Annotated in this window: 17 protein-coding genes; 9 read left to right on the top strand and 8 right to left on the bottom strand. The window is 41.6% G+C overall.

The window, feature by feature from the left end; all coding sequences use genetic code 11:
• Positions 1–283: 283 nt before the first annotated feature.
• Positions 284–1,741, bottom strand: a complete 1,458-nt coding sequence (locus tag NOS7107_RS10290; protein ID WP_015112908.1) for a YdiU family protein — start codon at positions 1,739–1,741, stop codon at positions 284–286.
• Between the two features lie 637 nt (positions 1,742–2,378).
• Here NOS7107_RS10290 and NOS7107_RS10285 point away from each other — a divergent pair.
• The 6 genes from NOS7107_RS10285 to NOS7107_RS10255 all read left to right on the top strand — a co-directional run bounded on the left by NOS7107_RS10285 (position 2,379) and on the right by NOS7107_RS10255 (position 11,790).
• Complete coding sequence (locus NOS7107_RS10285; protein WP_015112907.1) at positions 2,379–3,758, top strand: CmpA/NrtA family ABC transporter substrate-binding protein; 1,380 nt, start codon at positions 2,379–2,381, stop codon at positions 3,756–3,758.
• Between the two features lie 149 nt (positions 3,759–3,907).
• On the top strand, positions 3,908–4,747 hold the full coding sequence (ntrB, locus tag NOS7107_RS10280; RefSeq protein ID WP_015112906.1) for a nitrate ABC transporter permease: 840 nt from the start codon (positions 3,908–3,910) through the stop codon (positions 4,745–4,747).
• A 104-nt stretch (positions 4,748–4,851) separates the two neighbouring features.
• Positions 4,852–6,855, top strand: a complete 2,004-nt coding sequence (locus NOS7107_RS10275; protein ID WP_015112905.1) for a nitrate ABC transporter ATP-binding protein — start codon at positions 4,852–4,854, stop codon at positions 6,853–6,855.
• Between the two features lie 498 nt (positions 6,856–7,353).
• Positions 7,354–8,214 (top strand): nitrate ABC transporter ATP-binding protein, encoded by an 861-nt coding sequence (locus NOS7107_RS10265; RefSeq protein WP_015112904.1) that lies wholly within the window; start codon positions 7,354–7,356, stop codon positions 8,212–8,214.
• Between the two features lie 115 nt (positions 8,215–8,329).
• Positions 8,330–9,448 carry a hypothetical protein gene (locus NOS7107_RS10260; protein ID WP_015112903.1) on the top strand — a complete coding sequence of 373 codons (1,119 nt, stop codon included), beginning with the start codon at positions 8,330–8,332 and terminating at the stop codon, positions 9,446–9,448.
• 263 nt (positions 9,449–9,711) lie between these two features.
• Complete coding sequence (locus NOS7107_RS10255) at positions 9,712–11,790, top strand: family 10 glycosylhydrolase (protein ID WP_015112902.1); 2,079 nt, start codon at positions 9,712–9,714, stop codon at positions 11,788–11,790.
• Between the two features lie 133 nt (positions 11,791–11,923).
• On the opposite strand, the gene NOS7107_RS10250 is transcribed toward NOS7107_RS10255, so the two are convergent.
• From NOS7107_RS10250 to NOS7107_RS28550, 5 genes are all read right to left on the bottom strand, one after another.
• Positions 11,924–12,355 (bottom strand): CAAD domain-containing protein, encoded by a 432-nt coding sequence (locus tag NOS7107_RS10250; protein ID WP_015112901.1) that lies wholly within the window; start codon positions 12,353–12,355, stop codon positions 11,924–11,926.
• A gap of 173 nt (positions 12,356–12,528) precedes the next feature.
• The gene (locus tag NOS7107_RS10245) at positions 12,529–12,990 is read right to left on the bottom strand and encodes a BON domain-containing protein (RefSeq protein ID WP_015112900.1); all 462 of its coding nucleotides are present in this window, start codon (positions 12,988–12,990) and stop codon (positions 12,529–12,531) included.
• A 101-nt stretch (positions 12,991–13,091) separates the two neighbouring features.
• The gene (locus tag NOS7107_RS10240) at positions 13,092–14,684 is read right to left on the bottom strand and encodes a general stress protein (protein ID WP_015112899.1); all 1,593 of its coding nucleotides are present in this window, start codon (positions 14,682–14,684) and stop codon (positions 13,092–13,094) included.
• A gap of 399 nt (positions 14,685–15,083) precedes the next feature.
• Positions 15,084–15,761, bottom strand: a complete 678-nt coding sequence (locus tag NOS7107_RS10235) for a M23 family metallopeptidase (protein ID WP_015112898.1) — start codon at positions 15,759–15,761, stop codon at positions 15,084–15,086.
• Positions 15,762–16,058: 297 nt separating this feature from the next.
• Positions 16,059–16,226 (bottom strand): transposase, encoded by a 168-nt coding sequence (locus NOS7107_RS28550; protein ID WP_301281000.1) that lies wholly within the window; start codon positions 16,224–16,226, stop codon positions 16,059–16,061.
• 294 nt (positions 16,227–16,520) lie between these two features.
• On the opposite strand from NOS7107_RS28550, the gene NOS7107_RS10225 reads away from it, so the two are divergent.
• The gene (locus tag NOS7107_RS10225; RefSeq protein WP_015112897.1) at positions 16,521–17,321 is read left to right on the top strand and encodes an RMD1 family protein; all 801 of its coding nucleotides are present in this window, start codon (positions 16,521–16,523) and stop codon (positions 17,319–17,321) included.
• Positions 17,322–17,522: 201 nt separating this feature from the next.
• On the opposite strand, the gene NOS7107_RS10220 is transcribed toward NOS7107_RS10225, so the two are convergent.
• Positions 17,523–19,412 carry a CHAT domain-containing protein gene (locus NOS7107_RS10220; RefSeq protein WP_172641460.1) on the bottom strand — a complete coding sequence of 630 codons (1,890 nt, stop codon included), beginning with the start codon at positions 19,410–19,412 and terminating at the stop codon, positions 17,523–17,525.
• Between the two features lie 394 nt (positions 19,413–19,806).
• Between NOS7107_RS10220 and NOS7107_RS29680 the strand changes: the two genes are divergently transcribed.
• Together NOS7107_RS29680 and NOS7107_RS10215 are read left to right on the top strand one after the other, a co-directional pair.
• Entirely contained in the window at positions 19,807–19,932 is a 126-nt protein-coding gene (locus NOS7107_RS29680; protein ID WP_301280995.1) for a hypothetical protein, read from the top strand.
• A gap of 162 nt (positions 19,933–20,094) precedes the next feature.
• The gene (locus tag NOS7107_RS10215; protein WP_015112895.1) at positions 20,095–21,276 is read left to right on the top strand and encodes an RtcB family protein; all 1,182 of its coding nucleotides are present in this window, start codon (positions 20,095–20,097) and stop codon (positions 21,274–21,276) included.
• 288 nt (positions 21,277–21,564) lie between these two features.
• Here the strand turns inward: NOS7107_RS10215 and NOS7107_RS10210 are convergent, their stop codons facing one another.
• Positions 21,565–22,170 carry a DNA-3-methyladenine glycosylase gene (locus NOS7107_RS10210; RefSeq protein WP_015112894.1) on the bottom strand — a complete coding sequence of 202 codons (606 nt, stop codon included), beginning with the start codon at positions 22,168–22,170 and terminating at the stop codon, positions 21,565–21,567.
• Positions 22,171–22,197: the final 27 nt, after the last annotated feature.

Here is a 22,197-nt window from a genome sequence, read left to right as displayed (position 1 = left end):
GCACAAGGTAAAATTTATAAAACTTGGATATTTGATTTTAAATAAAAAAATAAACAGCAATATTTGTACAAATATAGGACTTACGCACAAGCTACAGAAAATTTACGATTACTTCGCTTCTCTGCAAGATGCTAATGCGTTAAGCGAAGCTATACCGTTGGCAAAGCCTCTCGTTCGCGTTAGCGTCTCTGAAAGAGAAGAGAAGGCTTTACGCTGGCAATGACATACAAAAAACGGGATACTCCCCATGCACTCATTGATGATGGTTTGAGAATTTTTAGATTTACTGTTTAGATTGAATTTGATGAATTAAATCTGTAAAATATTGCCAATCATTTGCCTCAGCAATTGGTTGCCAAATTGATTCAATTACAGGTCGAAGCAGTACTGTTTTGGGATTATGTTGAGCTAAGGTTTGCGTGATAACTGCCATCTCATCTAAATCAAAATGATTTAAGATTTTATGGTAGAGTATGCACCAATTATCAAAAATTGCGGAAGTACCTACGGCTGGCCCAATCTCTGAATTGTGTAGTACACAAGCTGGGTCATCACGCCATTTAGCAGAAAAAGTCCGAGCCATTTCTGAGAAAAATAGATGATAACCAACTTGGCTTTCTTTTAAGAATGTAATGGTTAATTCTAAAAGCTCATCCGCTTCTGGATGGTTCAACTGCTCAAAACCTAACTTCTTCAACATTAAACGCCGATATTCTGTCCCATAATAGTCATTAAAGCTGGCAAGTCCTGCTTCCATATCAGTTAGCTCAATAATTGCCTTTAATGGTTCTTGCAGCATTTCTAAATTCCATTGGCAAATATTGGGTTGATGACCATAACAATAGCGTTTGTAATAATCGAAATACGCGGCTGTAAAATATGGGTCGTAAGTGGGGATAAACGAATATGGGCCGTAATCAAAACTTTCCCCAGTAATCGACATATTGTCAGTGTTCAAAACACCATGACAAAAACCTGCGGCCATCCACTGTGCAACTAGTTCGGCAACTCGCTGGACTAACTCTGCATAGAATAAGGCATATTTATCTTTTTGGCTGATTAAATGACGGTAATAATATTCAATTACATGGTCTAACAGCTTTTTAGTGAGATCTGGACGCTGTAAATAATGAAAACGTTCAAAAGTGCCGAACCGAATATGAGAACTGCTCATTCTCACCATAACTGATGAACGGGTGGGAGAAGGTTCATCACCCCGCCACAAAGATAAACCAGTTTCAATCATGGTGAAACAGCGAGAAGTGCGGACTCCCATCTGGTGTAGTGCTTCAGCGGCCAAAACTTCCCGCACCCCGCCTTTGAGTGTCAGCATCCCATCGCCACCACGGGAGTAAGGTGTTCTACCAGAACCTTTGGTGCCGAAATCGTATAATTCGCCATTACTAGCGCGGACTTGACCGTAGAGAAAACCTCTGCCATCACCTAAATAAGGGTTATAGTTACCAAATTGATAACCGTGGTAACGCAGTGCTATCAAAGGTTTGCGTCCCTGGAATTTGCCAAAGGCGTTGATGAAATGCTCATCTGTAACGGCTTGAATGTCTAGTCCCAAGTGAGATAACAGTGCATCATTACGCCAGCGCAAAATATGTTGAGGGAATTCCTCTGCTGCTACTTCATCGTAGTAATCATCACCCAAAGATTCTAAGGCTGGTTCGTAGTTGAGGGTGAGCAAAGGATTAAGGGAGTTGTCGTGGTTGGGAGTTTCAGCCAGAGTCATTACACGCCAATTTAAAAGGATTCTTCCTTTAATCGTACCTCTGACATCAGCAGAGCGCGTCAATTGCTAAGTTGGTCACACTGACTCAAAGTGTGTATTAAAAAGTTATGTATAAACTAAAAGCAATAATTAGCATCGATAATTATCAATTATTTTAGGTGCATTTTATTGCAGAAGCAAAATATATGATTTCAGTAATAGTTTGCATAGGTAATTACTGATAGATTTTAGGATAAAAGGCATTTTTCATGCTTAATCATTATGAAAGACTGATTGTTATCATCAATAACTCCCGACACATTACAAAACTTCGCCCGCTTCACTGCCTACAATAAATTTTTACTTATATGATCAATCTAATATTTATTTAAGAGTTATGGGTGCAGAGTTAACCAATTTCACTTTAAAACCTGTAAACTAAGTTTCAATGAATTAAGTGATCCCCAAATAAAGCCCTGAAGCCCAAGTAATTATCTCCAGTTAGTTATCTCAGCTTTTTATGAGAAGTAATTGGGATGATTTAACTAGTTTGAATATGGCTCGAAATTATTTTGTAATTACCACAAGCGAAATTATATTCGACTTGCGTTAATTGTCATGCCTAAAAAAATTTAAATTCACCTTTGAGGAGACATTTATGTCAGATTTTTTAAACCAATTTTCTCGCCGCAAATTTATTTTAACAGCTGGGGCTTCTGCGAGTGCGGTGTTTCTCAAGGGCTGTTTAGGCAACCCTCCAGAAAATCTGACTGGTGGTAATTCTCCATCTGCGCCAACGGCTCAAACTGTTGCGAATATCAGCCCAGAACAAGCACCAGAGACTACTACAGTCAAGTTGGGATATGTGCCGATTGTTGAGGCTGCACCGTTAATTATTGCTCAAGAAAAAGGCTTTTTTGCTAAGTATGGGATGACCAAGGTAGAGCTTGCGAAACAAGCTTCTTGGGGTTCGGCGCGAGATAACGTAGAAATTGGTTCGGCTGGTGGTGGGATTGATGGTGGACAATGGCAGATGCCAATGCCACATTTAATTACAGAAGGTTTAATTACTAAGGGAAATCAAAAAATCCCGATGTATGTGTTGGCGCAGTTAATTACACATGGAAACGGGATTGCGATCGCCAACAAACACAATGGTAAAATTAGCCTACAACTCGCCAGTGCAAAATCCCTATTCAAAGAACTAAAGTCTTCTACACCCTTCACCGCAGCCCAAACTTTCCCTCACGTTAACCAAGACTTTTGGATTCGCTATTGGTTAGCAGCTGGTGGTATTGATCCTGATGCAGATGTGAAATTATTGACTGTACCTGCGGCGCAAACCGTAGCCAACATGAAAACCGGGACAATGGATGCTTTCAGCACTGGTGATCCTTGGCCTTACAGAATTGTGACAGATAAAATCGGCTTTATGGCTGCATTAACCGCAGAGATTTGGAAGAATCACCCTGAAGAATACTTGGCGATGCGGGCTGACTGGGTTGATAAAAATCCCAAAGCCACCAAAGCACTTTTAAAAGGCATTATGGAAGCGCAACAGTGGTTGGATAACTTTGATAACCGCAAAGAAGCCGCGCAAATTCTCGCTGCTAGAAATTATTTCAACTTACCTACGGCTGAAATTCTAGCTGAACCTTTCCAAGGGAAATATGATATGGGTGATGGGCGCAAAATTGATGATAAATCAATGGCTGCTTATTACTGGAAAGATGAAAAAGGGAGCGTGTCTTATCCCTATAAGAGTCATGATTTGTGGTTCATTACTGAAAGTGTTCGCTGGGGATTCTTACCGAAAGATTATCTGGCTAATAATGCAGCTAAGGCTAAAGAACTCATTAATAAAGTTAACCGCGAAGATATTTGGAAAGAAGCTGCAAAAGAAGCGGGAATTGCTACGGCTGATATTCCGACCAGTACATCTCGTGGGGTAGAAGAATTTTTTGATGGCGTGAAGTTTGACCCCGAAAAACCAGAAGCATATCTCAAGAGTTTGACGATTAAAAAAGCGGGTGTTTAACGAAGGCAGGAGGCAGAAGGCAGGAGGGTTTTTTCTCACCAACTTACTTAGTTAAGAATTAGTGGTCAATAGTCAATAGACATTAATTATCGGCGTTTATCTGTGTTTATCTGCGGTTCATTATTCGATTATTAAGGGAAACAAAATTTATGACGATCGCCCAAAAAAGACCAGCTAGTCCAAGATTAGATAACAGTTTTATTTCACAGATACAAAAACAAATTCCGAATATTGTACCGCCGGCGATCGCGATCGCGATATTTCTTGTAGTTTGGCAATTATTTGCTTGGATTCCTGGCGCAACCTTACCAGGGCCAATCCAAGTTATCAGCGATACCTGGATTTTAATTTTGTATCCTTTTTACGATAAAGGCGGTATTGATAAAGGTCTGTTTTGGCAGATTTTAGCTAGTTTGCAGCGGGTGGCGATTAGTTACACTTTGGCGGCGATTGTGGGTATTGGTGTAGGTGTTTTGATTGGTGTAAATCAAACCATGTCGAAGGCCTTAGACCCACTATTTCAACTATTGCGAACTGTACCGCCTTTGGCTTGGGTTCCTATTTCTTTAGCAGCATTGCGTCAAAACGAACCAGCAGCATTATTCGTAATTTTCATCACCGCAATTTGGCCGATTTTAATTAACACTGCGGTGGGTGTAACCCAAATTCCCCAAGATTACAACAACGTTGCTAAAGTTCTCCAACTCAGCCGCAAAGAATACTTCCTCAACATTTTGATTCCCTCTGCTTTACCTTACATTTTCACCGGCTTAAGAATTGCGATCGGTTTGGCTTGGTTGGCGATTATCGCCGCAGAAATCGTTATGTCTGGGATTGTCGGTATCGGCTTCTTTATCTGGGATGCTTACCAAAATAACAATGTCAGTGAAGTAATTTTGGCGCTAGTTTATATCGGTGTCGTTGGTTTAATTCTCGATAAATTCATGGCTTGGTTGCAAAACCTGATTTTACCAGCAGAACAAAAGTAAGAAGGCAGGAGGCAGGAGGAAAGAATCATTGATATTTCCCCTATCTCTTCCACTCCCTATTTCAGACTTCAGACTTCACACTTCATACTTCACACTTTAAAGCCATGTCAGTATTTGTTGCTGTTGATCAAATTGATAAAGTATTTAATTTAACTGGCGGTGGTCAATATATTGCTTTAAAAGGTATTGACCTGGAAATTAAAAAAGGTGAATTCATTTCTTTAATTGGTCACTCTGGTTGCGGTAAATCCACATTATTAAATATGATTGCGGGTTTAGATTTACCGACTGAAGGTATTGTAACGCTGCAAGGGCAGAAAATCACCAAACCAGGGCCAGACCGGATGGTGGTATTTCAAAATTATTCATTATTGCCTTGGCGGACAGTCAGAGAAAATATTGCCTTGGCGGTAGACTCAGTGATGAATGGTTTACCTGCAAATGAACGCAAAGCCATTGTTGAAAAACATATAGATATGGTGGGTTTGCGTCCCCACGCCGACAAACAACCGGGAATGTTATCGGGGGGACAAAAACAACGGGTAGCGATCGCTCGCGCTTTGGCAATTCGTCCTAAACTATTACTGTTAGATGAACCCTTTGGGGCGTTGGATGCCTTGACAAGAGGTAACTTACAAGAACAGTTAATGCAAATCTGCGAAGAAAACGAAGTCACAGCCGTAATGGTGACTCATGACGTAGATGAAGCAGTGCTGTTGTCTGACAGAATTGTCATGTTGACCAACGGCCCCGAATCCAAAATTGGCGACATCTTAGAAGTTGATATCCCTAGACCCCGCAAACGTATGGAAGTTGTGGAACATCCCAGCTACTACAGCTTGCGGAGTGAAATGATTTACTTCCTCAACCAGCAAAAACGGATTAAGAAACTGCGAGCGCGGAAAACGGCGGATGTTGCCCGTCATGGTTTAGAAAAAGTTAACTTAGAAATTGGCTTCTTACCCCTCACCGCCTGCGCCCCCCTAGCTGTAGCGAAAGAAAAAGGTTTCTTTGCCAAGCATGGGTTAGATGAAGTGAACTTGGTTCGGGAAAGTAGCTGGCGGGGTATTGTTGACGGTATCACAGGCGGTTATTTAGATGCGGCTCAAATGCCTTCTGGGATGCCAATGTGGTTAACTTTGGGCGGCTATAAAAACCAGCCCTTACCTGTAGTTACCGCCCTCACCATGACCCGCAACGGTAACGCCATCACCTTAGCCAGACGCTTTTATGATGAAGGTGTCCGCACCTTATCTGACTTCAAAGATTACTTACTCCGTACCCGCGAACAACGCCACACAATGGGCGTAGTCCATCCCGCCTCGATGCACAACTTGTTGTTGCGTTATTGGTTAGCGGCTGGTGGTATTGACCCAGATACAGATGTGGATATGCACACAATTCCACCCGCCCAAATGGTCGCCGACTTACAAAACAAAAGTATTGACGGTTATTGCGTGGGTGAACCTTGGAACTATCGCGCCGCCGTGGAAAATGTCGGCTTTACCATCGCCACAGACTTAGAAGTTTGGTTAGGACACCCCGGTAAAGTTCTCGGTGTGCGGGAAGATTGGGCAGAAAAGTATCCTAACACCCACATTGCCTTAACTAAAGCTTTGTTAGAAGCTTGCCAATACTGTGCAGATTCTAACAACGCTGAAGAAGTCAGACAAATTGTCGCGGGTAGAGATTACGTCAGTACTGATTTAGAATACATCCAATTAGAAAACCCAGATAGCTTGGTGTGTGACATAGACCATCCCCTGCGAGACTACGCCCATCACCAGTTTTATTCTGAGTCCGCTATTAACCGTCCCAGCCGCACAGAACAAATCTGGATTATGAGTCAGTTGGCGCGTTGGGGTGATACTCCCTTCCCCAGAAATTGGGTAGAAGTTGTCGAACGAGTTTGTCGGGTGCGCGTCTTCAGCACCGCCGCCAGAGAATTAGGTTTAGATATCAGCTATACTCGCCAACCCATTCAGTTATTTGATGGTACGCCCTTTAACGCCGAAGACCCCATCTCTTATCTCAACAGCTTGCCAATTAAACGTGACTTTTCCATTGCTGAAGTCGTCCTCGATTCACCCACTAGAAGAGTTGCATAACTGACGTTTGAGTATTGGAACTTCATCAGGACTTACGCACAGGCTACGGAAAATCGAACCACAGAGACGCAGAGGTCACGGAGAAATGAGAGTTTGAGAGGTGTTTTGCGTAAGTCCTATTCATTAATCAGTGTTTGAGCTTTATTAATGAATCTTAGAACTCCTTTAATGAAAATAAAAGCCTCATTAATCAGTGTTTGAACTCCTTTAATGAGTGTTTTAGCTTCATTAATGAATCTTAGAACTCCTTTAATGAACCTCAAAACTCCTTTAATGAGTGATTGAGCCTCATTAATGAACCTTAGAACTCCTTTAATGAAGATAAAAGCTTCATTCACAAAAACCCAACAATTAAACACCTAGCTTTTGTTGGGTTTCGCTACATTCCATACCTGAATTTTCACCTCATGTGGAAAAGCTAATACAAAACCTAACCCCCCAGCCCCTTTCCTAGAAGGCTAGGGTGTACACTTCATACTTCACCCCCCATTCCCCGCCATGCAAAACCGCAATTTGTCTACAGCTACCAACACTTCCAGAAAACCATTACCAACTCTGACCGACAATAGCAGACATTTTCTCGAAATCAGAGACGTGAGCAAAGTTTATCCCACCAAGAAAGGCCCCTTCACTGTGCTTGATGGTGTAAACCTCAACGTCAACCAGGGTGAATTTATTTGTGTGATTGGTCACTCTGGCTGTGGCAAATCCACACTGCTAAACATGGTATCTGGTTTTAACTTTCCCACAACTGGGCAAGTGTTACTGGAAGGTCAACCCATCACCAAGCCAGGCCCAGACCGGATGGTTGTGTTTCAAAACTACGCACTATTACCTTGGCGAACTGCATTTGAAAATATCTATTTAGCGGTGAATGCAGTTTACCCCAACAAAATGGAAGCCGAGAAAAGGGCAATTGTGCGGGAAAACTTGGCAATGGTGGGGCTGGGTGATGCGATGGACAAAAAGCCGATGCAAATGTCTGGCGGGATGAGACAGCGGGTTTCCATTGCGCGGGCTTTGGCAATTCGCCCGAAAGTGCTAATTTTAGATGAACCTTTTGGGGCGTTAGATGCAATTACCAAAGAAGAATTACAAGAAGAACTGCTGAAAATTTGGAACGATAATCGCTGCACAGTGCTGATGATTACCCACGACATTGATGAGGCGTTGTTTTTAGCAGACAAATTAGTGATGATGACCAATGGCCCCCATGCCAAAATTGGCGAAGTCATGGAAATTCCTTTTTCTCGTCCCCGCGATCGCGCCCGCATCATGGAAGATCCACAATATTACAAGCTGCGAAACTATGCCTTAGACTTTCTCTTCAACCGTTTCGCCCATGATGATGTCGGTTAAGAAAATTTTCCCTCCCGACAGTAAAGGTTAGCTTCATAGCAAAAGATAAAAGGTATAGTTATTTTACCTTTCATCTTTTGCTTTATTTTTTACCCAGTCTCTAGTGCCAAATACTATGTCTTCCGCATTTGATTCATCTTTAGCGAGTGCCAGAATTAATAAGTTTTGGGAACTATCCGCAACCTTTGGACAAGAAGATAGTGCCAAAAATATCTACTTAAATGAGATTGTCAGCGATCGCTATACTCTGGTGAATGGTCTGCAAATACTCCGGGATGAATTACAATTTGCCGGGGCGAGTATTTCGGATTTAAAAGCTTGTGCCGCAGATTTGAGTTTACCCAGTGTCATCACCACATTGGCATATACTAACTGTGGCGATCGCATTCACCAAGGAGAGTCAACCAGAACTTATCGTGATATCGTTGCTACTCGGTTTGCTACCCTCTCAGAAATTGGTGAATTAAAAACAGAGACGTTTTTTCCCACAGGTGGCGGTACTGATGATGGTGCAACTTTAGCCCATGTCACCATTGCCCATCAATTAGATGAAACTTGGCGCACCCAAATTTATGCAGGTAATTCCCAGTCTTTTATCCTCGCCGCTATAGATTTAAAAACCCATGTTGGACGTTTAGAAATGGGTGAACAACTTATCTACGGCAAAACTCAAGAATCTTTGTGGCGCGAACCCCGCGCCGCTTGTGGGGCAATTGTGGGCGCACTGACACACTACAATCCCCGTAACATCGTCCATCAACGCTTACGCCGCGACTTAGGAGAAGAGAATTATGAGTTTCTCTCTTCCCGCCAGATTGTAGCTGACGATGGTACAGATATTACAATGGCCGTTGCAGCTGCGATCGTTGCCATTCGCGGATTAGAAAAAACAGCCATCGCGTTAGGTAAAGAAATGGACGAACGAGGTATGGCACATCTCACCGCCACAACTACCGTCAATGTCCCGTTCCGTGATGACCCGGTAATTTATTTAGCCAGAGCGACAGTATTTAATGGCTTAATTCGCATCCAAGGTCTAGGCGCAGATGCCAACAAATACAACGGTAAGATACTTCATCATCTGGGTGAAAAACATTTGCGACTAATTTACGATGACCTTGATAACGATAACTTACCTATTGAAGAAATTCCCTATAGAACCCGGAAATCTGTTGTAGTACCCCATGATCAACAAGCGGAAACTACTATCTTACAGATAGGGAGCGAGGAGTAGAAATGAAATCTAGATAGAGGGTTACACAAACAAAACCCTTGATTTTAAGTTAGTCCGCGTAGGCGGACTTCGGTTGTATAGCCGCGAATTCCATTCGCTGGGGCTTGGTGCTTATTTTGTCTGATTAATTTCTGACAATGCAGTTGTTGAAATTACACCGCAGCCCAGAAAAGATTACCAAATATGAAAATTTATAGGAAAGTCCGGGAGGAATTGCGATCGCGCTGTTAGAATCCAGCCAAGCAAACTAGTGACAATCAACAATGGTCTCTACTACTGCACGTTTCTCAGATATTCAAAACCATTGGGCGCGTCCGTTTATTGAAGCCTTAGCAGGGCGGCGCATTTTAAATGGTTATCCCAACGGGACTTTTCGCCCAGATAACTCAGTGACGCGTGCTGAGTTTGCGGCGATAGTTGCAGCAGTGTTTACTGTACCAGTCAAGCGCCAATACACTCCTTTTGTTGATGTCCCGGCAAATCACTGGGCTGCAAGCGCCATTCAAAAAACTTACGAAACCGGATTTTTGGCTGGCTACCCTGATAAATATTTCCGTCCAAATAATCGCATTGCTAGGGGTGATGTTTTAGTTTCTCTGGTAAACGGGTTGGACATTGCAGCGAAAATCAACCCAGACTTAGTAAACCAACTACCCCAAATTTATCAAGACGCAGCTAACATTCCCGGTTATGCGAGAAATCAAGTAGCATTGGCGACGAGTGCCGGCTTTGTGGCGAGTTTCCCCAATATCAAGTTACTTAACTATGCGACAGCTGCTACTCGCGCAGATGTCGCGGTGATGGTTTATCAAGCTTTGGTGTATTTGGGTAGCGCCCAAAAGATTCCTTCTGTTTATCTTGTGGTACCACCAAACACAACACCAGCGCCTACACCCATCCCTACGCCAACGCCCACACCGATACCAACACCCATACCCACTCCTCCAGTACCCGGTACATTAAAAGTCAGCCATACACGAGAGTTTCGCGGGGCTTGGGTAGCCTCGGTGTCGAATATTGATTGGCCTTCTAAAGCTGGGTTGCCAACTGCTCAACAAAAATCAGAATTTTTGGAAATTGTCAACCAGTTGCAAGCACTGAATTTCAACGCTTTGATTTTGCAGGTACGCCCAGAAGGGGATGCTTTGTATGCTTCGGAATTAGAACCTTGGAGTGCTTGGATTACCGGAACCCAAGGGAGAGCGCCAGAACCATTTTATGATCCATTAGAGTTTGCGATCGCCGAATGTCACAAACGAAATATAGAAGTTCATGCTTGGTTCAACCCCTACCGCGCTAAAACTAGCATCAAGGGTTCTCCTAATGTTCGCCCCCATATAGCTGTGACTCATCCAGAAGTAGTTTATCAATGGGGCAATCAACTGTGGATGGAACCAGGATCGAAAATTGTCCAAGATAGAGCCTACAATGTCATCCTGGATGTTGTGCGGCGCTATGACGTAGATGGGATTCATTTAGACGATTATTTCTATCCCTATCCCATCCAAGGTCAATCTTTCCCCGATAGCAAAACCTACGCCGCTTACAAAGCTGCTGGCGGTGCTTTGAGTTTAGATGATTGGCGGCGAGAAAATGTCAATCAAATGGTGTTGCGTCTCTCTCAAGGAATTAAGACGACAAAGCCACATATCAAATTTGGCATTAGTCCTTTTGGGATTTACCGCCCCGGACAACCAGCCGGCATTACTGGTTTAGATGCTTACAGTGTGCTGTATGCTGATTCACGAAAATGGTTAGAACAAGGCTGGATTGATTATTTAGCGCCGCAACTCTATTGGCGAATTGACCAAACCAAACAAAGTTACCCTGCGCTACTGAAGTGGTGGACAGACGTTAATTCTCAGCAGCGACATATTTACACCGGGAATAATCTTGGTCAACTAGATGGTAAAGCTTGGAAAGACGATGAAATTGATAAACAAGTGAAAATTTCCCGCAACTTAGCCAGAAACTTGTCTTTAGGGAATATTTTCTTTAGTATGAGTGCCATTAATGAAAATCGGCGTGGCATTGCTGACCAGTTTAAAAATTCCCTTTATTCTCGACCTGCAATAGTACCTTCTATGTCTTGGCGGAATGCAGCCCCAGTCGCACCACCCAAAGCGCTGCAATTCAAAGACGGCAAACTTAATTGGCAACCAGGAGATAATCAACCTGTACGTTCTTGGACACTTTATCGGCAAACTGGCGATAGTTGGACACTTCAACGTATTTTATCTGCTGGGACAACCTTTGCCACTGTTCAACCTGGAACATACACTGTCTGTGCTGTTGATAGGTTAGCGAATGAGAGTTTGGGTGTAGTTATCACTGTGAATTGAGTGAAAGTGTTTAATTATAGAGGAATAATTTTTAGCGATCGCTTAATTAAGTTCTTAATAATATAAATACCCAACTTCTTGAAGAAGTTGGGTATCTGAAAACTGGAAATTTTCACTCATCAAATGAGGATTTCTATTCTCCTAAAGTTTTGGCTTTGAAGGTGCGAAGCTCTGCCCATAGCTCTTGACGAGTTGAAGATTGTAGAAGATAGCGCAAGACAAACCAAGTAGAGTAAATAATGCCAATTAATTGTAAAGTTGGTTCTAGCAATGGCAGGTCATTAATAGCATTCAATACTGTGAGTACAACTTTGAGTGTGACAGTAGCTGCTAAAACTAAACCTAGCGTAATTACAGGTAATTTGTAGGCTACCCAAAACTGATTTAAATAATCGGGTAGCTGATCTAAAAACTGGGAAATTTGGCGATTTATTTGCTGCCATTGAGTTTTGGGTTCACGGGCAGGGGGCAGCTTGGGTAAGTTTTGTGTGTCTACACCTTCAAGAGCGACTGTACTTGTTGAAGATGCCACATCTACAGAATTGAATTCTTGTTTGAGTGCCATATTTTTAAAGTTTTACTAATCACAATAATTTTACTAAGAAAGGCACAGAAAACAAAATAGCGGGATAAATCAGAGGTTAGTTTTAAGTTAACTAACCTCTGACGACTAATCATCATAACGTTTTTTACGTTTCTTGATGCCCGTCTATTAATTTAGATTTGCCGTTAACTCCGTTATTGTTTTGGTGGAGCAACAACTACTTTGTTAACTACGCTTTTAACACCTTTAATTTCTTGGGCTAAAGGCTGAATCTTATTCAGTTGGTCTTGATTTTTCACCGTACCGTTGACAGTTACTGTACCTTGCTGGTCAGCCGCTACTGTGATTTGACCGTCAGGGATATTAGCTTCTAATTTAGAGCGAACTTCGCTGGCGAGGTCGCCTGTCGTTCTGTTTGCATCGCCACCAGTAACATTGTTTCGTTCTTCACGCGCACGAATATCTTGATTAAGTTGTCGGCGGCGCAATTCACTTTGAGCGTCTTCTTTTGCTTCTTGAGTTGTTTGTGCAGCAGGCGAAGCTGGATTTTGACTCACTGTATCGGGTGCTGACTCACTGGTTCTAGAAGGATTTTGACAAGCAGCAGCACTCACAAGTAATAAGCCACTAATGATGAAGGGAGCTAGTTTTTTCATTTGTTTAATTAGTGATAGATATAGTGGACACGAAGGATTTTTGCATGGCGATCGCACCCATAATTACAAACAAGCAAGTTAGGATTAACAACTAACTTTGGTTAGAGTACGTCATCACGACGATCAACAATTGTGACGGTAGGATCTTGATGATTGCCTGCTACTGGATGATTAGGGCGACCAGTTTCGATAACTGGGGTTTCTTGATGTCTTGTCCAGTCCAAATTACGATGAGCTTCTGGATCGATATCGGTAGCGTCAAAGATGCCAAAGTCTTCAATTCCCCGACGTTGCAGGATGGTTTGAGCGTGTTGAATTTCCGCTTCTGTACCGTCAACCATGACTAAATAATCACCGCGTTGGAAGCGATCGCCATACACTCTGGCGCGGTCTTCGGGAATGCCTAAACCAACTAATGCGCCAACTAAACCACCTGCGGCTGCACCAATCGCCCCACCAGCAACAGTTGTGGCTAAGGCTGTCGCCACTGCACCACCAGCAATTACAGGGCCGATTCCCGGAATGGCTAATGCACCTAAACCAACTAATAAGCCGCCTAAGCCACCTAATGCACCGCCTGTAGCTGCACCAGCTTTAGCACCTTCATCGGCTTTATTACCGACACCAGCCATACCATGACCGTCTGTGTCTTTAGCGATGAGTGAAACATGATTCATCGGAAAGCCAGCATCACGCAGTTCGTTCAGTGCGGCTTCTGCATCACGACGGTGGGAAAATACACCCACGGCGCGGCGGTTTTGGTGCTGGTGTACAGGTGTTGTTGAATGGCTGCGGGGGTCAAAAATTTGCCACTGTTGAATTCTATGGCGATTGAGAATGGTCGCAGCACGATTGATTTCGTCATCTGTACCACTGACTGCAACTATGTAATCACCGTTATTGATGCGCTCATTGTAAAAGCGAGTGCGGTCATCTGGTAATCCATAACGAATAGCATCCAGGCGATCGCTAAAATTCACGCCTTTTAAAGCATCTTGATTGACAGACTCTTGATGAATTAAGGAAATTTGGCTAACGGGAAAGTTGGCAACTCGTAAATCATTAATTGCGGCTTCTGCATCTTGCCGCAGATTAAAGTAACCTAGAGCGTGTTTGTTATAACCAGTTTCCTGATGAACTTCTTGGGTATGGGGATGGTCGTAAATACCATATTCTTCAATTCCCCGACGATGGAGGATAGCTTCTGCTCTAGCGATTTCATCATCTGTGCCATCTACGATAACTAAATAGCCCCCTCGTTGGACGCGATCATTATAAACCCTGGCGCGTTCTTCGGGGATTCCTAAACCAATTAAGGCACCAATTAAACTACCAGCTACTGCACCAATACCAGCCCCGGCAATAGTAGTGGCGATCGCCGTTGCTGTTGCACCAGCTAACATGATTGGCCCAATACCAGGGATCGCCAAAGTGCCAAGACCAACTAATAACCCTGTTAAACCACCTAAAGCGCCGCCTGTAGCTGCACCAACTCTCGCACCTTCATCAGATTTATCTCCGATGCGATCGCTCACTTGGGTACCAGCAATATCATCTTGACCGTCTGCATCTCTGGCAATCACCGAAACTCCATCCATTGGGAAGCCAGAATTTCTCAATTCATGTAGTGCTTCTTCGGCATCTCTACGATTAGAAAATACGCCTATAGACCGTCTCCGTATACCAACAACCATTCTAACTTCTCCTATTAAGTAAAATCTTTTGATTACAATTTTATTGAGTTCAATATTTGTATTTGTATCCTTTTTCGATATAATTTTCCTCAATCCCTCGGAGTAAGTTTCTTCTCTGTCATCAGATATACGTAACTGTCTAATTAGTTAGGGCAAAAGTATTTTTCAGGTAATTAACTAACAAGTGATATGTGGTAGCTCATTTTTTGTTCTCCTAATTTTTGATGTTTGAATATAAAAAAATCCCCTGGCTGATACCAGAGGATCAAGTTAATATTGCTCTAATTTAGGATGTTTTTCTCTCAAATAGCCTAGCAACATTAACAACTGTAAATATGCCAAAATGCCGAAATATAATTCAGGAGTTAAGAGCCAGAATTCAGAATTATAAAGTCTATTTTAATAACCAGAATCGTGCTGATTTTTTGACTCTTGAATAACAATTTTTGACTCTCGGCTGGCAATTTGTTGCTGAGTAAACATTTCTCGCAATACTAAAGCAGGGTCTACATAGTTATTTGCATATTTCAGTCCCCAGTGAAGATGCGGCCCGGTGGTGCGTCCTGTCATACCTACGCGACCAATCCTGACTCCAGTGGGAATGACTTGACCTTCCCAAATCTGAATTCCACCAGCCCTATCTATCAAGTAACGCCGACCAGATGCGCTTTCTACATGACCTTCCAAATGACAGTATGTATGTTCCCACTCGCCGGATTTAATGACTATGTGAGTTCCGCAAGCAGTGCGATCGCTAACTTTAACTACTCTACCTACCCACCAATTACGAATATAACTACCTTGTGGTGCAGCTATATCTAAGCCTCCGTGAAATTCCCAATTAGACCCACCAGTCGCAGAACGGCGATAACCAAATGGTGATGTGTATGCTTGAAAGTTTTCTACCGGAAAAGAAGCGGCTAACCAACCATTACTTCTTGTAGCTGTTCTTTGTTGCGCTTCTCTGGCTGTAACTGTTGCTACATTTGACCCTAAAGTGCTGAAACTAACAATACCTAAACCACATACTAATAGTGTAGCTCCAGAAAGCAATACTTTTTTCGGTCTTTGACCCATTCTTTGATTCCTTCTTGTCATATTGTTAGTTTGAGGTTTTGAATAATTCCTGATTATTTAGCGCTTAATTAATGCCAGGAAATGCGAGTCTGTTTTTAATTTTTGATTTGGATTATTTATGTAAACTGTTTATACAACAATGTTATGTCGGGTCATGAATTTACTCATATTACTTTTGGGTCAAGGAGATTAGCCTAAGCAATGCCCCGATTACGTTATCAGATTTTGGAATTAAAAAATTAGGTTAAAGTGGCAATTTGGCAGATTTTTTACTAGATGTAGCCGTAGCCATATTGGTTAGGAGGCTACTTGCTTGAGAACAGTTTCAATAGCATCACGTAGATGATCTGATGTGGGTAAAAGCTTGCGAACCAGACCTTTCAAAGTAGCCCAAATCTTTTCGATTCGATTGCGGTCTGCTGAGTAGGGTGGCAAGTAAAGTATCTGACACCCCGCCGCTTCAATTCATTGGGCAATTCGACCACTGTGATGAAAAGTGGCATTATCAACAATTACCCACTCACCCGAACAAAAGACAAAGTTTCAAACACACTGCGGTTACACGCTCCCTCAACGGTAAATGGTGCAATCAGTTGACGCGGGTCTTGAAGGATGAATCTGGTCGTTTGTTCGTAGATTCTAGAGGCAGTGGCGAAGAGGTTGATCGCTAAACTGAGATTGTGGTAATCTCCAGCAAGATCGGCGCAATTGCGCTGACACCACTAAAGATTAATGGGCAAAACATAGCATAGGGCAACAATGCAGAAATTCTTTTTTAGTGACAAAGATAGCTTTAAAGCACAAGCCCTATTTCTCGGTAAGAAGATTGATCTACAAAAATTGGAAAATTATACTTACTTGGCGACTATGCCAGTAATGGTGAAAGTGGGTGAACAAGGTTGCGCGGTGCTGCTGGGCTATGGTGCAGTTGTTCTGTTTAACCTTGAGCCTGTGGAAAAGGTAGCCTTTTTAACCCAAATATCCTCTCAAGTTAGTGACTCTTTTACAGATCCTGAAACAGAAGAAGTGGAGGTTCATCTCAATGTTTCCGAAAGTGAGCGAGTTAAGGAAGGAAAAATTTTCCTACATGAATTGAGTGTAGAACGCTTGCAAATCGTGGCTGATGTTCTCGCCAAAAGTGTTGTGCTGTCTCATTATGAAATTAGTATAGCGGCAGTATTTGATCAAATTGAACCGTTTGCGGCTAGTCTCCAGCGTGAAAACAGAAGTTGGCGGCAGAGTCGGGAATTGCTGCGTCAACTAGGGACAACGTTGTTAGTTCAACATAAGATAGTGGGTCGAGTGGAGATTATCGATAAGCCAGAGTTACTCTGGGAATCCCCACAGTTGGAAAACTTATATCTGCGCTTGGAGGATGAATACGAAATCCGTGAGCGTCACCATGCCTTGGAACGCAAACTAGAGCTAATTTCTCAAACCGCACAAACTGTCTTGGAGTTTATGCAGCATACTAGTAGCCAGCGAGTAGAGTGGTATGTAGTAATTTTGATTGTGGTGGAGATTTTGCTGTCACTGTACGATATTTTTTTTACACGCTGAAAACAGACTTAATAGAGCTTTAAGTTTTCCAAGGGTGCGATTCAGTTCAGGATTCTGTACTCTTGATAAATATTATTCTGATTACTGCCCCATTTTCACAATAATTTTGAATTAATCAAGTCTGCACTTAAATTTATGTATGGAGATTGTAATTTTGAATTGGAGCGAAGCGAGTGACTGATATATTGTTCTTTAATACAACTAGGGTTCGCCAATTAGTGTAAATGCTGCCCAATTTAAAGGAAGATAACCTTGTTTAATTAAGACTAACATTGCTTGACGTAGAGCTTGCGCTTTATCAGGGTCTTGCTGAAAATGTTGATAAAATTCGGTCATAATTAACTGAGTTGATTCATCGGGAATATTCCACAGTGAAACGATTACGCTGGGTGTTCCCGCAGCAATCAAAGAACGCGATAATCCAACTACACCATCTCCTGTAAGTGAACCTTTTGCTGTTTCACAAGCACTTAAAACTACTAGCTTGGCTTTCAACTTTAAAGAGAGGATTTCCTCGGCTGTGAGTAAACCATTATCTCCAGCATAGGGAGCTAATGCAATCCAACTTCCTAATCCTCCTTGATCTTCAGCCCATCCATGAGTTGCTAAATGGATAATTTGTGCTGTTTTCATCCGCTGTAAAACATTGATTTTAGTAGCATCTTTACCAATAATTGCTTTAGTATTAAATAGTTTAGCAATGTTATTGGCTTCAACCTCAGCAAATGGCAAAGGCTCTAACTGACGAGGAATTTCATCAGGACTAATGGCTACTTTTGGCATTCTGGGATTACCTACTACTAATACATCTTTCAGAACAGTTTGTTTAAGTTTTTCATTTTGTTGGTGAGTCAGTGATAAAACTTGAATAGAAGGAGAAGTTAAAATAGTATGTCGTTCAATCAAATATTTACCATTTTCATCTTTTAATGCAGCAAAGGGAACAAAAAACAAAGCATCATCAGGAATAAAAACTATATGTTCATTGGGGTTTTTAGGTAATTCGGCAGCAATTGGCTGAATCAGAACTTTATGTAGTTGCTTTAAATATTTACTCCATTCATGAGTGCTGGAAACTGGTATTTTATTGACTAGTTGGTCTAAAGTTAGATGACTTTCATTTTGAAATTTTGTTAAGTTAACAGAGTGAAAAGTAACCTTGCCTGTGGGTTTAACCACCCAAATATATAATTCTGATTCTTGCCATTCCCTTTTTCCGGGAATTTTAACCATTAGGGGATGATGAATAATTGAATATTCCACTAGTGTGGCATTCTGCTCTTTGGCTATTTGTTGGATTTGCTTAATTTTAGGCGGTTGTGGCGGCTCGAATTGATGATTCGTTTGGGATAGGCGAGATGCTACTAATTCTACTAACACTCTGGCTTTTGACCATTCCGCAGTTTCTAAAGCAGCCTCTGGATTTTTCTGAGCAACGAATACGCGCTGTAAAGTAATGAATGGTGCTTCATATCTGTCACGTACAAAAACTTTTGATATATCTGATAACTCAGAATTAGCAAAAATGTTTTTAAGCCCATTCTCAATAACTTTAATTCCATTTAAAAGTTTTAATTGTGATTCTTGAACTTTACCAGTATTTAGTAGTAAGTTGCCTAACCGTCCTAATGTTCCACCATAGTAACGAGCAGAGTTATCTGCTAAAAACGGTAAAAGTTTCTCATAAGCATTCACAGCTTGATTTGTATTTCCTATGAGTTCATAAGATTCAGTTAATCTAAATAAAGCTTCCCTTTCTAATGAAATGTTTTCAACTTTTCGCGCCAAGGATAAACTTTTTTGATAATAGTCAATAGCTATTAAATTTTTTCCATAAATAGAGTAAGCATCTGCTAAATTTTGTAAGGTTATCGCCTCATAACTTTGGTCTTTAATTTTTCGATAGATATTGAGAGCTTCTTGAAAAGAATGAATTGCCTCCTCAAATTTACCTTGTTCTAGTTGCTGATTACCTTGATTTACTAAGCTTGATGCTTTTGCTTGTGGATCATTTGGTATTTGCGCCAATGCTTGAGTGATAGGAAATACTATTTCAATATATTTAATCAATATTGAAGCAGTAGCAGTCACACTAATTATGGTTATTAAAATAAATTTGTACATTTATATTAAGTAAATACAGATATTCATAAAGGAATTTTCAGAAATTATTGTTCTAATTGATCGCCCAAGCGCAGAAATTCACCACAGCCACAATGCCTCCCCTGAACCCAGAGCGATCGCCATTTCGTTCAAGCAGTCAGCTGAAAATCACTCTGATACTGAATCGCATTGGAGCAAGTAAGCTGATTGGTTATTTTTTCTTGTAGTATCAGTGTATACCACATAGAGAAAAAATGCTGAACAGAATTAAGTAAAGCTAAAGTTGCCAAATAGTCATTTTAGTAGACATGACGCAGTAGGGTGATATTAACCAAGACAAAGGTTTCAAACACACTACGGTTACACGCTCCCTCAACGGTAAATGGTGCAATCAGTTGACCATCTCGATAGCCAGCATGGTCTACCTCCCAACCAACTTGGCTACTGCTATGTCAGAACGAAGGCGATCGCTTTCTTCTTCCCAATCAATACTCAGCGCGAGGATTGACACTCATCTATTTTTTGTATTATGTTTGTAATATAAGTAAAATTATGCAGGCAAATAAGCAAAACCCTATGCAAAACTAGACTTATCAAAATAGGGATTAACCACTAATAAATACCGTCGTCTAACTTATCACTACAAGACATATTTAAAACTCAACCAATTATGCCCTACGAACAATTAACAATCAACACACCAGCACCTGTTTTATCTTGGGCAAATCATCCTTTAGCCAGCGATGAAACCAAGATGGCTAAAAATGTAGCATCTCTACCATTTGTATTTAAACACGTAGCATTAATGCCAGATGTGCATTTAGGTAAAGGTGCTTTAGTTGGCTCTGTTATAGCTACCAAAGATGCAATTATTCCTGCTGCTGTTGGCGTTGATATTGGCTGTGGTATGAGTGCAATTAAAATGCCATTTTCAGGCGATAAATTAGAAGGAAAACTCAAAAAAATTCGCCTAGATATTGAAGCAGCAATTCCCACAGGTTTCAACGAAAACAAAGACATTGAAAAATCAGTTACTAACTGGCAACGTTGGCGTGATTTTCAAGGTTTGCATCCAGGTGTGCAAGACTTAGAAACTAAAGCGATGAAACAAATGGGTTCTCTCGGTGGAGGAAATCACTTTATTGAGGTGTGCCTCGATACAGAGAATCAAGTTTGGCTAATGTTACATTCTGGTTCACGCAACATCGGCAATAAATTAGCTCAATGTCATATTAATACGGCCAAAGAATTAGCCAAAATGGCAGGTCATAAATTACCTGATCCTGATTTAGCTTACTTTGTAGCTAGAACACCAGAGTTTCAAGCTTACTGGAATGATTTGCAGTGGTCACAAGACTATGCTCGTTTCAACCGTGATGTGATGATGCTACGTTTTAAACACATCATCGAAAAACATTTAGCAGGTGGGAAATTAACTAAACCTTTATTGCAGGTAAATTGTCATCATAATTACGCCGAAAAAGAAGTGCATTTTGATGAGGATGTTTACGTTACTCGTAAAGGTGCAGTCCGCGCCCAGATTGAAGATTATGGGATTATTCCTGGTTCGATGGGGGCAAAGTCTTTCATCGTTAAGGGTAAAGGTAATGCCCACAGTTTTTGTTCTTGTTCTCACGGTGCAGGCAGATTATTATCCAGAAGTAAGGCGAAAAATGTTTACACCCTTGACGACTTAATTGAGCAAACTAAAGGTGTAGAATGTCGGAAAGATAATGATGTTTTAGATGAAATTCCCGGTGCTTATAAACCAATTGAGCAAGTAATGGAAAATCAATCTGATTTGGTGGAAGTTGTCGCAACACTCAAGCAAGTTGTTTGCGTCAAAGGTTAAATGAAGCACCTTACGGCGTTGCTGAATAACGGGATGAAATTTTGCGCCTACCCGCAGGGTAGGCGCAAAAAATCGATAGTTCACTTTACTAAAAAGCTTAATTCATCTCGCATTTATGCAATGCCGATTACGAAAACGCAACTATGAATCACTCGCAGCATAGTTGCATTCATCTACAAATTTATACACGAATATTTAGCCTTCACAATACTGCTTAAATTCTGGCTGATATTGGTGTAGTTAGTAATGAATCCTACAGCAAGACAAAATATTACTGAGAGCGATCGCTCATCCTTTTTTAGATACAGCCGAACTGTTCAATAAATACCAACGCCAAGGCAAATCTACTCCTTTGGTTAAACCAATCCGGGTAGTTTGAATTAAAGTGAGATTTCCTTTTTCTAGCCTTTGTTGAAACTCAGGATGGCGGTGTTCTAACCAGAGTGGTTGACCAAACTGTAAAAGTGCTGCATTCAATGTCAGATCAATTTTCAAAGCGCGGCAAAGTTTACCTGGCCCAGCCGCAATACGGTGAGGTTTTAGTTTGTCTTTATGGTCAATCCAGATAGGTACTTGCTCTAACTCCAAGGCACGGAAAAGCACTGCACTAGCGACTCCATCTTGGTCAGTGACAACATTCAAACAGTGGTAAACACCATAAATTAAGTACACATAAGCCTTACCCGCAGCACCAAACATTACCTGATTGCGAGTAGTCCGGCTGCGATAAGCGTGCATTGCCGGATCATCAGCTGCATAGGCCTCTGTCTCGACAATCAGTCCTCGCAAAATACTACCATCTGGCATTTGTCGTACTAGAGTACAGCCAATAAGTTCAGATGCCAGTAAAGTTGAGGGACGACTCAGCCAAGCTGCATCAATGCAAGCAGTCATACTCTTTTACCCCAGAAGTGCTGATCA

This window comes from Nostoc sp. PCC 7107 (assembly GCF_000316625.1).
In the GTDB taxonomy this organism is placed as follows: domain Bacteria; phylum Cyanobacteriota; class Cyanobacteriia; order Cyanobacteriales; family Nostocaceae; genus Nostoc_B.
The sequence above is the reverse complement of the archived record's forward strand: the minus strand, read 5'-3'. Positions and strand labels throughout refer to the sequence as shown.

What these genes read in the sequence shown, in the direction of transcription:
- NOS7107_RS10225 (WP_015112897.1), top strand. Translation starts at nt 16,521, where the DNA reads ATGCAGAAATTCTTTTTTAGTGACAAAGATAGCTTTAAAGCACAAGCC.
- NOS7107_RS10255 (WP_015112902.1), top strand. Translation starts at nt 9,712, where the DNA reads ATGGTCTCTACTACTGCACGTTTCTCAGATATTCAAAACCATTGGGCG.
- NOS7107_RS10290 (WP_015112908.1), bottom strand. Translation starts at nt 1,741, where the DNA reads ATGACTCTGGCTGAAACTCCCAACCACGACAACTCCCTTAATCCTTTG.
- NOS7107_RS10240 (WP_015112899.1), bottom strand. Translation starts at nt 14,684, where the DNA reads ATGGTTGTTGGTATACGGAGACGGTCTATAGGCGTATTTTCTAATCGT.
- NOS7107_RS10275 (WP_015112905.1), top strand. Translation starts at nt 4,852, where the DNA reads ATGTCAGTATTTGTTGCTGTTGATCAAATTGATAAAGTATTTAATTTA.
- NOS7107_RS10210 (WP_015112894.1), bottom strand. Translation starts at nt 22,170, where the DNA reads ATGACTGCTTGCATTGATGCAGCTTGGCTGAGTCGTCCCTCAACTTTA.
- NOS7107_RS10265 (WP_015112904.1), top strand. Translation starts at nt 7,354, where the DNA reads ATGCAAAACCGCAATTTGTCTACAGCTACCAACACTTCCAGAAAACCA.
- NOS7107_RS29680 (WP_301280995.1), top strand. Translation starts at nt 19,807, where the DNA reads ATGGTGCAATCAGTTGACCATCTCGATAGCCAGCATGGTCTACCTCCC.
- NOS7107_RS10245 (WP_015112900.1), bottom strand. Translation starts at nt 12,990, where the DNA reads ATGAAAAAACTAGCTCCCTTCATCATTAGTGGCTTATTACTTGTGAGT.
- NOS7107_RS10235 (WP_015112898.1), bottom strand. Translation starts at nt 15,761, where the DNA reads ATGGGTCAAAGACCGAAAAAAGTATTGCTTTCTGGAGCTACACTATTA.
- NOS7107_RS10260 (WP_015112903.1), top strand. Translation starts at nt 8,330, where the DNA reads ATGTCTTCCGCATTTGATTCATCTTTAGCGAGTGCCAGAATTAATAAG.
- NOS7107_RS10250 (WP_015112901.1), bottom strand. Translation starts at nt 12,355, where the DNA reads ATGGCACTCAAACAAGAATTCAATTCTGTAGATGTGGCATCTTCAACA.
- NOS7107_RS10215 (WP_015112895.1), top strand. Translation starts at nt 20,095, where the DNA reads ATGCCCTACGAACAATTAACAATCAACACACCAGCACCTGTTTTATCT.
- ntrB (WP_015112906.1), top strand. Translation starts at nt 3,908, where the DNA reads ATGACGATCGCCCAAAAAAGACCAGCTAGTCCAAGATTAGATAACAGT.
- NOS7107_RS10285 (WP_015112907.1), top strand. Translation starts at nt 2,379, where the DNA reads ATGTCAGATTTTTTAAACCAATTTTCTCGCCGCAAATTTATTTTAACA.